Genomic DNA, 13497 nt, shown 5'->3' with positions numbered 1-13497 from the left:
TCGCTTTTTTACTTCATTCAGATGATTCTGAATTTCATCCTCATTCTTGACAGGGAAAAGTTCTGCGATAAAGCGGGAAGCCTTGATCCTGGTTTGGTGTTCACAAATCTCAGTTGGTTGAAACCAGGAAGTATCACTCATTTGAGCACCGTAAATTTTCGACTCATTACCTGTTTATCGGAAATCAACTTGAGAAAATAGATCCCAGATGGCGTATCTGCTGGAAGCTTCAGGTCCAGAATATGGATCCCTTTTGGTCTATCGAATTCCTCCTGATATACAGGTTGCCCCAGGATATTATAGACATTGAATTTTAAAGTACCCGATGATGAGAGGATAACGTTCAAGTGGATCGGACCATTTTTCAACATACTCGGATTAGGCCATAAAGTCTGGATAGTATCCTCCAAGCCCAGCGTATTTGCTTCAAATGACAGAGTGAACTCAGCACCATCTTCCCTGTTCCCATTGATCAAAGGAAAGAGAAGGTAGTCCTGGTCACTCACATTTGAACAGGGAACCCAAAACGCTTCCAGGGCACCTTTTAGAGATGATCCAGCTGTTGGATCATGATAGGTTAGAAATGCGCGTTGATCAGGATCCAGATCGATCCCCCTGGTGTAAAAATCGTTGGAACCGGGGATAGTGAACGTTCGATAAGATATCTCCAATTCACCCAGGGCAAAGTCGAAGGATGCAGTGTAATCCAGAGGAATATCATACTGCTGAGTATGCACTTCAATAAGTTCGATCGCATCATCATAATAGAGTCCGGCTATTGTCCGAGAACCTGTAAAAACATTGTACAAGGCATATTTGCTTAAAGCATCTGTAAGACTCGAATTCCAAGGAGAGGAGCTTAAGATCTGTTCCAGGTTGTCCATGGCATTTTTATTGGATAAGTTTTCCCAGAGGTCAAGCATGATATGCTTATTCTCCCGGGTTCCGTACTCTTTGTCCAGAACTTGTCCATAAATGCCATGACCGTACATATAATTGTAACTATCCAAAGCCGGGAACTGGGAAGCGTTAAAATTGGTCTCAACATAAGCCAGATAATCGTTCACTTCGGGGTAACAGTATTCCTCAAACCAGACGCTGGATATCTCATACCAGTAGACATTATCCCAGTTCAATTCACCTGGATAAGCATAGCGCACCTGTACCATATGAAAAAATTCATGAGCAATAGTTACACGCAGTGCCTGAAGACCGGAAGTAGTATAGGAGGCTTCGGTGTAGTCGTTATCTATCACCAGGTAAGCTGGCGAAGGTGCTGAATTACCGAAATAGGTCATTCCATAATAGGAACCACCCCAGTTTTTAATATAGATATCCAGTTCGGATCCATCTATGTTTCCGTCCGGTAGCGGGGGCAGAAACCCCAATTCACCTACCAGTATTGAATAAGCCGAGTCGGCTGCTATGGCCGCTTCAGTGACAAATTCAGGTGTCCCACTGCTTTCTCCTCCGAGAACAGCATGACTACCAGTTCGAGTGAAATGAATTCTGAATTCACCACTGGGACTGAGAATAGACTCATCTAGAAAGTCCAGGTTTCTTAACTGAGGTGAAGCTCGCTTACTCAGCCTCAGTTCTGGATCACCAAACCCACATTTATGAGCCCGGATTTCCTGACTCCACAGGTTTGGAACAAGAATGATCAGAATAAGCAAAATACAAAATGCTTTCATCGGTTGAAAACTTACTATTCCCTGAGAATAATTGCCAGTGGGTTCATCAGAGGTCCATCTTTTTTTCAAGAACCTGAAAAGAGTACAACTTTGCAGTGGCAAAGAACAGGGTATGGTTTTTATTAGCTGTGTTTCCAATATAATTCTCTGTGCCCTCTGTGCTCTCTGTGGTTAGATAAAACCTTTACAGGACCAGTTTGATGATCGGCTATTTTTTCCTGAAAGCAATTCGGACAGGAACCCCTTCAAAGCCAAACAACTCCCTGAAACGGTTCTCAATATAGCGTTTATAGGCAGTTTTGATCAGGTCAGGATGATTTGTAAAAATAACGATCACAGGTGGTTCAACGGCTACCTGGGAGCAATAGTTCAACTTTATTTCTTTACCGCGGGGTGCCGCCGGCTGCAACCGGGCAACCACATCCTCCAGAAAGAGATTGAGCTGGCGGGTCTGGATGCGTTTCTGTTGTTCTTCATGGATCTGTTTAACAAGATCCACCAATTTGAACATCCTGCGTCGCTCCAGAATGGAAATGAATTGAATGGGATAATGTCTTAACGCATACATGTCATCGACCATGGCCTGTTTCATATCCCGCATGGTGTTGGTCGATTTTTTGATCAAATCCCACTTATTTACACCAACGATCAAGCCTTTTCCCGCACTGATCACCTCTTCCATCACTCTGGCATCATGGGAAACAAAACCCTTTTCGGCATCAATCAATACGATGACCACATCAGCACTCTTAATAGCTTGCTGAGTACGAATTGAGCTATAGTACTCAAGGGAGTCACTCACTTTGGCCTTGCGTCGCAAACCAGCTGTGTCGATCATTTCATAAGTTTGATCATAATATTTGAAACTTGTATTGATGGAATCCCTGGTTGTCCCTGGAATATCAGTAACAATTTGGCGCTCTTCACCCAGGAGCGCATTGGTAAGACTGGATTTACCAGCATTGGGCATGCCGACAATTGCAAAGCGGATCACATTCTCATCCACTTTCTCTTCGATCTGAATTTCCTCGAAAGTGGAGACAACCTTATCCAGAGCATCCCCAATGCTACGACCATTTAGAGCACTGACAGGAAAAACTTCTCCCAAACCCAATTGATAGAATACATGAGTTTGGTTCTCAAGTTCGTTATTGTCGGCTTTGTTAGCCAGGAGCACCAGAGGTTTTTTCGAGCGTCTGGCGCGTTTGACAATTTCTTCATCTTCCCAGGTAATGCCGACCATGGAATCAACCATTAACATGATTACGTCAGCTTCATCGATTGCGATAATAGCCTGCTTCCGAACCTCCCTATCAATGATGTCCTCACTCTTGGGAATATAGCCACCCGTATCAACCAGAAAAAATGAATACCCGGCCCAGTCAGTTTCAATGGCCATGCGGTCACGGGTGACACCTTCACGTTCATGAACGATGGATAGTCGTTTACCAACAATTCGATTGAAAAGAGTGGATTTTCCAACATTGGGTCGTCCCACGATAGCAACAACTGGCAATCTCATTTTGGTAGTTGTTTGAGGAAGTGTAGAATTGGTCATAATGATCCGTTTACTTATAAATATTTACAGGACAACTTGAAAAAAAATGTGCACACAATCCGCAATTTATGCCTACATCCATGGTTTCAGGATCTCCAACATATCTTCATGGTGAATATACACGGGGATGCCCAGCTTTTGCTCCATCTCTTCGCGAGTGTGATCATCCAGTGTAACACCATCTTCGCTGAACATGCGATAGGAAAGATAGATCGCGTCTGCTTTGACTACTGATCGAAGTTGAGTAACAATATCACGAGCTGGCAACAATCCGGTCACGGTCACCAGGTCTGCACCCAGCCACTCATTTCGAATAGGAATGATCTCGAATTCCAGATTTCCAATTCTATCGAGAGTACTGCTGATGGTCTTTTTTAGAAATGGATATCCGAGAGTACCAGTGGGGAAAACCAGGTGCGTTGGTCGCTTTAACTTCGGAGGTAACATAGACCGGCTGGCTTCAAAACGATTCGCGAAATCGCGGCATTGTCCCACACCATTTTCAATCATGGAGAACTCACCATAATAATCGTCAGCCGGGATGGGCACTTCGGCCAGAATGAAGAATTCATCACTGAGATAAACAAAGCGTTCAATTCCCACTACGTTAAATTCAGTTTCGTGAGTTTTAAACCAACTGATGAACGCATTGGCACTGGGTTGGTCGTAGGAGTCCAGATGAGGCAGGTTATCACGGTATTTGGTTATGCCAACTGGTACAATGGATATGGATTGGATCTGAGGAGTAAATTGCTTGAGATCCGCAATGGTCCGAAGCAGAACCTCACCATCATTCCAACCCGGACAGAGTACGATTTGCGTGTGCAGCATAATGTTGTGATCGGTAAGATACTTCAGCTTATCCATAAGCGTATCATCTTTGCCATATAACAGCATCTTTTGACGTAATACCGAATCGGTGACATGAACACTGATATACAAGGGACTCAAGTGCTGTTTGACCACTCGCTCCAATTGTTTGGAACCCATATTGGTCATGGTGATATAGTGACCATGGAGAAAACTAAAGCGAAAATCACCATCTTTGAAATTCAGGGATTCCCTGACACCAGGAGGATTCTGATGCGCAAAACAGAAGACACAGTTGTTAGCACAAGAGCGGATCTTCATGGGTTCAATGATGATCCCAAGTTCCTCATCCAGGCTCTTTGATATGGATATCTCACGATCAATACCGGCTCTTCTGATCAGAATCACTAATTCTTCATCAGCTGCATAAAACTCATAATCGATCACATCTGCAATATTTCTACCATTGATCGATAGAAGTTCATCACCGACTTGAATACCCATGGCTGCTGCCGGGGTTCTGGGAGTTATAGCCACAATATTCATGGCGCGAATATATTCAGGAGGCTGCGCTGATGAAACGATTTGATGTTTATGAAGGTAATAACGGACACAAATTAATGATTTATCCAATTGTCTTCCTGTTTTGCAGGTCTAAATTTTCAGCCATGTTATGGGTAAAAATTTAATAGAGGTGACCTTATGTCCATCCTTTCCTTCTGCGGAACTATTTATAACCCCGAAAATTTCCCGAATCTATCTGATCTAATCTCGCCCCCGTATGATGTGATCTCACCTGAAGAAAGAAGATTTTTTCTCTCCAGATCCCGCTATAACAGCGCCCGTCTTATCTTGGGTGAGGAGAAGCAGGGAGATTATTATGAGGATGATTTCTATGGAGGTAGCAGAGATCTTTTTAAAAAGTGGCGCGAAGAGGGTGTCTTGACAAAAAGAGAGCAACCCGGGATATTCTTTCTCCATCAATTCTTCATCGGTCCAGATGGGGAGCAGCATATAAGAAAGGGATTCATCGCGTTGATGCCATTGGCACCTTGCGGTCCTGATACAGTTCGGGCGCATGAAAAGACCCACAAAGGACCGATTAAGGATAGACTCCGTCTGACTGCGACAACAAAAACCAACTTCTCTCAAATATTTTTCACCTATCAAGATGCTGAGAATACTATTATCAAATTGCTGGATGAAGCGGTTTCCAAAGCTGTCCTGAGGCTCACTGGAAAAAATGAGGATACCGGAGTTGAGAATATCTGTTACCTCATTGAGAATGAAGAGGTTATTGCAGAGGTCGAGGAACTGATGGAGGAGAAGCCTGTGTTTATTGCGGATGGTCACCATCGCTATGAGACATTGAGTCTTTACCAGGGACAACGTTTAAATGAAACTGGTTTTTCGGAGATCGAAGCCAATTACGTCATGGGCTATTTTGCCTCAGCTCAGGATACCGGGTTAAAAGTCTATCCAACGCATCGTTGTCTGCGGAACCTGCCGAATTTCTCATATCAAATCCTGATGGACGAATTAGTCAAGTACTTTGATATTCTTCAAATGGATCCGGAAGATGTAAAGCTAGATCATGACCATCGAATCCTGATTATGGCCAATGAAGCCGGTGAGCCAATTGCGCTGCACTTGAAGGACTCGGCTTTCAATGACCTGCGTCATCGTCTGGAAGATCCAATTCTGGCTGAAATGGATACTGTTATTCTGGAGGAGATCATATTAAAAGCCATTCTAAAGCTCACAGATGAGGATATTCGACAACATCGCTATATTGAATACCATCGGGATATTGATGATTTTTGGACATCTTTGCGAACGGGTTGTCAGGTTGGCTGGATCATGAATTATCCTGATAACAACATTTTGTTTGAGATAGGTGGTCGGGGATTGCGCTTACCTCAAAAAAGCACCTATTTTTTTCCGAAATTACCCACGGGTCTGGTTTTTAGAGAATTGGAGGACTAAACAGTGAATAAGCCAAAGCTTTTTATACCCGGACCCACTCATGTGGACCAGGAGATTCTGGATGCAATGGCACAATACCCCATCGGGCACCGCACTGCTGATTACCGGGAATTGCAGGCAAAGGTTATCAATGGTGTTAAGGATTTCCTTTACACCAAACAAACAGTGTTGATATCAACCAGCTCAGCCACGGGTTTGATGGAGGCGGGGGTTCGCAATCTCAGCAGTCAACGGGTAGCCAATTTTGTTTGTGGCGCGTTTTCTCAACGGCAAGCTGACATCACTCGAATTTGTGGTTTGAATCAGGATGTTTTCAAAGTTGAATGGGGGCAAGCCACTACTGCGCAACAGGTCGAATCAGTCTTATCCAATGGTGATTATGACTTGGCAACAGTTGTGTTTAATGAAACGTCCACTGGTGTCATGAATCCCTTGGCGGAGATCGGCGAGGTTGTTAAAAAATTCCCTAAGGTTCTGCTCATGGTAGATGCCGTGAGTGGCATGATGGGAGCACCTATCAAAGTTGATGAGTGGGGCATTGATATGGCATTGGCCAGTGTTCAAAAAGCCTGGGGTTTGCCACCGGGTTTTTCTCTTATGTCATTATCTGATCGCGCATTGGAGCGGTGTCGTAGCATTCCGGATTCCCAAAAGGGGTATTATTTTGATTTTGCGCGGATGCATAAAGCAGGTGAAAAATCGCAAACCACCATCACTCCCAGTATTCCGCATTTATTCGCACTTGCGGTTCAATTGGACCGTATCCAGGCCGAAGGATTGGAAAATCGATTTGAACGCCATAGAAAAATGGCATCCAGAGTGCGCGAATGGGGACGGGAACAATTTGGTCTTTTTGCTCAACCTGGATTCGAATCTCAAACGTTAACATGTTTCAGCAATAGATCCGATCTGGATCTGATCACATTGGCACAGGAGATGAGAGCAAGAAATTATCTGATCTCAGGTGGTTATGGTGATCTGAAGGGAAAAACATTCAGATTAGCCCACATGGGTGATCTGCAAATAACAGATATTGAGGATGTCCTCAGTGTCTTGGATGAGGTTATCAAAAAACGATGAAAAAGATTCTGATCACTGATGCTTTGTCTCCAAAAGGTAAGGCTGTCCTCAGCGATGCCGGGTTGGAGGTAATTGAGATCCTGGATGGTGATGCCGAGAAGCTAAATGCTATTTTGCCGAATATTGAAGGTTGGATCATTAGAAGTGGAACCACTATTACTGCTGAAAAGATCCAACAGGCCACCAAGTTAAAAGCAATTGGACGGGCTGGTGTCGGCATTGATAATATTGATATAGAGGCTGCCACATCGCACGGCGTGCTGGTGATGAATACTCCAGGTGGTAATACGATTTCCGCCGCTGAGCATACCATAGCCTTGATGATGTCCCTGGCGCGGAACATTCCAGCCGGTGACAGTTCTCTGAAAGCAGGTCATTGGGATCGAAAAATTCTGGTTGGCACCGAACTTAACGGCAAGACTCTTGGCGTACTGGGGTTGGGACGCATTGGACAGGAAGTTGCCAGACGGGCTCTGGGGCTACAAATGAAGGTCATTGGCTATGATCCCTACGTGTCGGAAGATCAACTTATGGTCAAGGATATTTCAGTGGCAAAGCTCGACGAAGTTATTGAGCAAGCTGATATCCTAACTCTGCATCTACCACGGAATAAGCATACGCTTGATCTGATCAGCTCTGCGGAACTGGCTAAAATGAAATCCTCCTCAATGTTGGTCAACTGCGCTCGCGGAGGTCTGGTCAATGAATCTGACTTAGCTGAAGCATTGGCCGAGGGGAGCATTGCTGGAGCAGCCATTGATGTGTATACTGAGGAACCCCCGATCGATAATCCTTTACTCCAGGCCAAAAATATAGTGCTGACTCCTCACCTTGGTGCAAGTACACATGAAGCTGGTGAAAATGTCGCTGAGCAGATAGCAACTCAGATGAAGGACTATTTACTTCATGAGCAGTTGAGCAATACGATAAATTTGCCGATCAAAGATATGAGTATTCTTAAAACAATTGGTGATACTCTGGGGCTTGCCCGAGCCATCGGTTGTTTTCAACATCCACTGCATGCATCTGCTATCAGATCCTTGAGACTTAGTTACAATGGGTCCCCGGAGCATATCCAACCCCTGGTCTATTCAGCGTTTGAGGGAATCATGGAGCATCGCTATGATGGCATTGTTAACCTGATCAATGCTCAGGCTATTGCCCATTCTAAGGGGATTTCACTCAGTACTGTACATGATCCTGATCTGAGTCACGTCAAAAACCTAGTCTCTGTGCGGGTTGAATCAGCTACTGGAGAAGCCTGGGAATTGACCGGCTATACAGACATTCAAGGCGGCCAGCGTTTAACTAAAGTGAACAAATTTCATGTTGATGTACTGTTGGATGGACCTCTTATCCTGGTTATTAATGCTGATGTTCCAGGCGTGGTGGGTGAAGTTGGAACTCTATTGGGAAGCTTAAACATCAATATCGCTGAGTATTCACTCAGTCGCCAGACAGGGGATGCGCTATCGTTGATCAAATGTGATTCTGTACCGGATCCAACGCTAATAGAAAAATTAAAAAGTATTAATTCGGTGAGAGAGTGTTATTTTCTCGCGTGACCATTTAGCGGAAATCATTATCAATCAGGTTGCAGAGTAGGATTCTTTAGTCGATGATCAAAACGTGAGGTGATAAAATGACAGAAGAAAAAAAACAAGCGGAACAAGAAGAAGTAAAATCGGAGCGGGTGTCAAAATTGATGGATGACATGATCAAAGGTCTGCGTGAATTCGGGTCTACCGCAATGGAGAAAGCCGAAGAATATGGTAAGATTGCCACTGAAAAAGCTGAAGAATTAACCAAACTGGGCAAGATAAAACTGGATATTCATCAATTGAACAAAAGTCGGACCAAAGTGTTTTCAGAACTTGGCGAGTTGGTATTTAATCTAAGTGAAGAAAGCAGTCTGGCCAAATTGGCAAAGCATGAAAATTTTCTGGTCCTGGTAAAATCTATCAAGGAATTAGATGCTGAGATGCAGGAAAAAGTGGCTCAAGCCGATGAAGTGGCAAACGAAGAGGGAAAGGCTGAGATCAAAGAATAGGCTTCCGATTGTGGGTAGATCATTGACTAAGATTGAGATGCCATATTTTCAGCTCAAAAAGTCTTGTTATCAATTAGGCTGCTGAGTATACTTCGCAGTCAAAACTGGATGTAGGAATAAACTTGGGAATAATGACTCAAAACAAGAGAAATATCAGCACAAAACGGGATGATGGCTTTCGCTTTTTCTTGATTAATGACAAGAAGAATCTGGTAAACGAGTTTTTCTTTCCGAAAACTTGGGTATTGGGTTTGAGTTTCGTGGGTTTATTCACCATCATGGGTCTGGGAGCTTTTTTCTTCTCAAGCCTTTCAAGTGCACAGTACAATTTAAAAGTTCAGGGTCTGAAAAGTCAGAATAAAGAGTTGGTTCGGGTCATGGAAGACTTGAAGATTCGCCTTGACGATGCTGAAATCCAGCTAACTGAATTGGTTGTACAGGATGAGGCACTAAGAGTTTATGCTAACCTGCCCTCTGTGGATGCCGATGTTCGGGCTGGCGGTACTGGTGGAGCAGTAAATGACTATATTCAGAGCTATGACAAGCTTATACCTGTTACTGATCTTGATGTTAATTCGCTGGAAAGTAACATGGCCAGTCTTGGTCGTGAGATCACTCTACAACTCAATAGTTATGAACAAATCTATTCCAAGCTGAGCCAGGATATAGATCGCCTGCGGCAGACGCCTTCTATTCCTCCAGTTAATCGGGGCTATCTCACATCCAGTTTTGGGGTTCGCACAGATCCATTTACCCGCAAACGGCGGATGCATCATGGACAGGATTTTGGTGTTTTAACTGGTACACCCGTCTATGCAACAGCTGACGGTATTGTGAAATCCAGGAAAGGCAACACTGGCTATGGCAATACTGTTGTTTTAAATCATGGATATGGAATAAAAACGGTATATGCCCATCTGAGTCGCTATGCAGTAAATCCTGGGGATACCGTGAAGCGTGGAGAGTTAATCGCATACTCCGGGAATACAGGTCGGAGCACCGGTCCACATCTTCACTATGAGGTAAGGGTCAATAATGTTCCAGTGAATCCCCGTCACTATTTCTTGCTCGATAAGATCGAATTATAAGATCAAAAATATTATGCAATTCAACGTCCGGTTATACCGGACGTTTTTTTTTAATCTAATAAATGCAAGCAAGCATTTATTAGATTAACCACGGCAAAGCTCCCCAGAGCGACGCCGGGTAAACAGGTTGAATTCCGGTGAGCAACTGCAAGCAAGCATTTATTAGATTAACCACGGCAAAGCTCCCCAGAGCGACGCGTGAGGGCAAAGTCCCGCAGCACTGAAGATCCAGGGGCAAAGCTGAGCAAATCTCAAGAATAAGGAATTATACCAATTTCAGTTCTAAAGGGTCTATTAATTTCAAAATATTTTAGTGTTATACGATCTTCATGTTTTTTGCATAGCCATAGCTATGGATAAAATATTAAGTGAAGTATAACGGTAAAAGATGAAGAAATTACAGGCCATTTGGAGCTGAATTTGGTATTACATAGGATCTGATGAATAAAATATTCCTGCGATGTCTCTTACTACTTGTATCTTTGGCTGCTGTCTCGGGTGCTGATCCTGAACCTGGAATTCGCATCCGGGCCGTTGGGGATATCATGCTGGGGACAGCTACTCCAGCCGGATTCCTGAGACCTGAAGCAAAAGGTAATATCCTGAAATATATCAACCCGGTACTTTGCGATGCAGATCTTACGGTAGGCAACCTGGAAGGCACGCTTTGTGATAGTGGGACGACCTATAAATGTGAGCCGGATTCATTGGATTGTTACGTGTTTCGGATGCCTGAGATGTATGGGGGAGATCTTAAAACAGCCGGTTTTGATTTTCTATCACTGGCGAACAATCACGTGGGTGACTTCGGTTATGATTGTGTTACCAGAACTGAAAGAATACTGGATTCACTCAGTATCGGATGGTCAGGTCGCCCTGGGAGTTCTGCTACCAAGATTGTGAACGGTTTTAATGTGGCATTTATTGCGTTCCATAGTGGGGGATATTGCAATAGTTCCCTGGATATTCCTGCGGCTGTTGAAATGATCGCTCAATTAAAAAGCGAACATGAGCTGGTTATTGTTTCGATCCACGGTGGAGCTGAAGGATTGGTCGCCATGTCGCTACCAGATAGTATGGAATTATATATGGGTGAGGAGCGTGGACATTTAAAGGAGTTCACCCACCAAATGGTGGATGCTGGAGCTGACCTTGTTTTCGGTCACGGACCCCATGTGGCGAGGGCCATGGAGGTCTATCATGGTAAATTGATTGCCTATTCACTAGCTAATTTTGCTACTTATGGACGCTTCAACCTGCAAGAAGAACGACGATTTGGCGGGATATTGGAAGTAGAGCTTAGTAAGACAGGAGTATTAATATCAGGTCGGATCATCTCGATCGAACAAAAATATTGGGGAGTACCGCTTTGGGATCGGGAACATCGCTTTGCTCACCTTGTTGATTCACTTTCGCGTATTGATTTACCGGAGACAGGCGTGCGGATCAACTCTCAGGGCTACTTGATGCTTGAATAGTGAGAGGAATTGATCGCCTTCGTTATAGCCTTGTAGGACGTGGGCACAAAAAATATATTCGCCGTTGTGATGCTGGGGGTTTATTGTTGTTGAAAGAGAGATTTGATCATTAGTAAACAGAAAAAATATTACATCGAAACCTATGGCTGCCAGATGAATGAGTATGATTCAGAATTGGTAGCCGGGTTACTTGAGAAACAAAATTATTTGCGAACAGAATCGGCCGATGAAGCCCAATTGATTTTGGTTAATACGTGTTCAGTTCGGGAGAATGCCGAAGTAAAAGTACACGCCCGTCTAAGTAATCTGAAGGTTATGAAAGACCGTAACCCAGAAGTAAAGATCGGGGTTCTCGGTTGTATGGCTCAGAACCTCAAAGAAGATCTTTTAAAGAGCAAACCTTACGTTGATCTGATTCTGGGGCCGGATTCATACCGGAAACTTCCTGCTCTCCTGTCAGAACCAATTGAAATGATAGATCATGTCGTAGATACAAAGCTAAGCCGTATGGAGGTTTATGATGATCTTTTTCCAGCTCGACGGGAAGGTATCAACGCCTGGATCTCCATTATGCGTGGCTGCAATAAATTCTGCACTTTTTGCATTGTTCCGTTTACCCGGGGAAGGGAACGCAGCCGTTCAATTGAAAGCATTATCGAAGAGGTTATACAGATACGCGATGCTGGGTTTAAGGAAGTAACTCTGCTGGGACAAAATGTAAATTCTTACCTCCACGAAGGTCATCGATTTCCCAAGCTGCTCAATGAAGTTGCTCTGATCAAGGGCATTGAACGTATTCGCTACACTTCGCCGCATCCTCAGGACTTTGATGATGACCTGCTCAAGGTACATACTGAGAACCCCAAGGTTTGCAACCACATACACCTCCCACTTCAGGCAGGCAGCGATCCCATTCTGGAGCGAATGAATCGCACGTACACAAAACAGCACTTTCTGGATCTTGCCCGAAAAATGCGGGAACAGATTCTGGGACTATCAATAAGTACTGACATGATCGTTGGTTTTCCCGGTGAGACCGAGGACGATTTCCAGGAGACTATTGACGTGATGAATCAGATTAAATTTGATACAGCATTCACTTTTAAGTATTCGCCCAGACCTGGTACCAAGGCGGCTGAATATGAGGATACTGTTTCGGAAACTGATAAGCAGGATCGCCTGGAGCGTATGATCATTTTGCAAAAAGAACACACCCTGCTACGCAATAAAATGTTGATCGGTACAACTGAAGAGGTCCTGGTGGAAAAGGATTCAAAAAAATCTAAAAAACAACATCAAGGTAGAACACGTTCCAATAAAATTGTTATATTCAATAAAACCGGCGAACAACCGGGTGAACTGGTCAGAGTAGAGATAACTGATGCTCAGGGGATCACCTTGTTTGGCCGAATAGTGGATTGAGGGAGTAGATGAAAGAATTAAAAGTCTTTTTGACAATGGCCATAATCCTGACCATTGTCTGGGTGTTTACCCAAAACGCGACTCCGGTCGAATTAAAACTCATGGGTGCTGTATATTCTGGTATACCGCTATACATTGTGATTCTGGGGAGTGTGATTCTGGGAATCCTCTTCGGCTTTTCCATCACAATCGGACAAAATATTAAACTTCGCAAGGGCTTGAAGTTGATCGACAGAGAACGAGAAAAATTGCAGGGCGAAGTTGATAAACGGCGCCAGGCTGTCCTTGAAGAAGATGAGTTGGAATCCAATAATACATTAGGGATCTAGAA

Annotated in this window: 11 protein-coding genes; 8 read left to right on the top strand and 3 right to left on the bottom strand. The window is 44.0% G+C overall.

All coding sequences use genetic code 11. The features are described 5' to 3' along the window. Window positions 1–137: 137 nt before the first annotated feature. From U9Q77_14240 to U9Q77_14230, 3 genes are all read right to left on the bottom strand, one after another. Window positions 138–1763 (bottom strand): T9SS type A sorting domain-containing protein, encoded by a 1626-nt coding sequence (locus U9Q77_14240; GenBank protein ID MEA3288514.1) that lies wholly within the window; start codon window positions 1761–1763, stop codon window positions 138–140. Window positions 1764–1902: 139 nt separating this feature from the next. Continuing rightward, a complete protein-coding gene (gene der / locus U9Q77_14235; protein ID MEA3288513.1) occupies window positions 1903–3252 on the bottom strand; it encodes a ribosome biogenesis GTPase Der in 1350 nt (449 codons plus the stop codon). A 72-nt stretch (window positions 3253–3324) separates the two neighbouring features. Beyond that, on the bottom strand, window positions 3325–4695 hold the full coding sequence (locus U9Q77_14230; GenBank protein ID MEA3288512.1) for a DUF512 domain-containing protein: 1371 nt from the start codon (window positions 4693–4695) through the stop codon (window positions 3325–3327). A 69-nt stretch (window positions 4696–4764) separates the two neighbouring features. Here U9Q77_14230 and U9Q77_14225 point away from each other — a divergent pair, with 69 nt between their 5' ends. The 8 genes from U9Q77_14225 to U9Q77_14190 all read left to right on the top strand — a co-directional run bounded on the left by U9Q77_14225 (window position 4765) and on the right by U9Q77_14190 (window position 13495). Continuing rightward, a complete protein-coding gene (locus U9Q77_14225) occupies window positions 4765–6048 on the top strand; it encodes a DUF1015 domain-containing protein (GenBank protein ID MEA3288511.1) in 1284 nt (427 codons plus the stop codon). 3 nt (window positions 6049–6051) lie between these two features. Beyond that, on the top strand, window positions 6052–7128 hold the full coding sequence (locus tag U9Q77_14220) for an alanine--glyoxylate aminotransferase family protein (GenBank protein ID MEA3288510.1): 1077 nt from the start codon (window positions 6052–6054) through the stop codon (window positions 7126–7128). Then, window positions 7125–8693 carry a phosphoglycerate dehydrogenase gene (serA, locus tag U9Q77_14215; GenBank protein MEA3288509.1) on the top strand — a complete coding sequence of 523 codons (1569 nt, stop codon included), beginning with the start codon at window positions 7125–7127 and terminating at the stop codon, window positions 8691–8693. The genes U9Q77_14220 and serA overlap by 4 nt, the downstream gene beginning before the upstream one ends. Before the next feature lie 77 nt (window positions 8694–8770). Next, window positions 8771–9178 carry a hypothetical protein gene (locus U9Q77_14210; protein ID MEA3288508.1) on the top strand — a complete coding sequence of 136 codons (408 nt, stop codon included), beginning with the start codon at window positions 8771–8773 and terminating at the stop codon, window positions 9176–9178. A 131-nt stretch (window positions 9179–9309) separates the two neighbouring features. Next, entirely contained in the window at window positions 9310–10266 is a 957-nt protein-coding gene (locus tag U9Q77_14205; protein ID MEA3288507.1) for a M23 family metallopeptidase, read from the top strand. Between the two features lie 440 nt (window positions 10267–10706). Continuing rightward, window positions 10707–11744, top strand: coding sequence for a CapA family protein (locus U9Q77_14200; GenBank protein ID MEA3288506.1), 1038 nt, complete (start codon window positions 10707–10709; stop codon window positions 11742–11744). Between the two features lie 102 nt (window positions 11745–11846). Beyond that, entirely contained in the window at window positions 11847–13166 is a 1320-nt protein-coding gene (gene miaB, locus U9Q77_14195) for a tRNA (N6-isopentenyl adenosine(37)-C2)-methylthiotransferase MiaB (protein MEA3288505.1), read from the top strand. An 8-nt stretch (window positions 13167–13174) separates the two neighbouring features. Then, complete coding sequence (locus U9Q77_14190; GenBank protein MEA3288504.1) at window positions 13175–13495, top strand: LapA family protein; 321 nt, start codon at window positions 13175–13177, stop codon at window positions 13493–13495. Window positions 13496–13497: the final 2 nt, after the last annotated feature.

Source organism: Candidatus Neomarinimicrobiota bacterium, from assembly GCA_034716895.1.
Classification (GTDB): domain Bacteria; phylum Fidelibacterota; class UBA8477; order UBA8477; family JABMPR01; genus JABMPR01.
Note: the sequence above shows the minus strand (reverse complement) of the source record. Positions and strands in the feature narration are given on the sequence as shown.

What these genes read in the sequence shown, in the direction of transcription:
- der (MEA3288513.1), bottom strand. Translation starts at nt 3,252, where the DNA reads ATGACCAATTCTACACTTCCTCAAACAACTACCAAAATGAGATTGCCA.
- U9Q77_14225 (MEA3288511.1), top strand. Translation starts at nt 4,765, where the DNA reads ATGTCCATCCTTTCCTTCTGCGGAACTATTTATAACCCCGAAAATTTC.
- serA (MEA3288509.1), top strand. Translation starts at nt 7,125, where the DNA reads ATGAAAAAGATTCTGATCACTGATGCTTTGTCTCCAAAAGGTAAGGCT.
- U9Q77_14210 (MEA3288508.1), top strand. Translation starts at nt 8,771, where the DNA reads ATGACAGAAGAAAAAAAACAAGCGGAACAAGAAGAAGTAAAATCGGAG.
- U9Q77_14205 (MEA3288507.1), top strand. Translation starts at nt 9,310, where the DNA reads ATGACTCAAAACAAGAGAAATATCAGCACAAAACGGGATGATGGCTTT.
- U9Q77_14200 (MEA3288506.1), top strand. Translation starts at nt 10,707, where the DNA reads ATGAATAAAATATTCCTGCGATGTCTCTTACTACTTGTATCTTTGGCT.
- U9Q77_14190 (MEA3288504.1), top strand. Translation starts at nt 13,175, where the DNA reads ATGAAAGAATTAAAAGTCTTTTTGACAATGGCCATAATCCTGACCATT.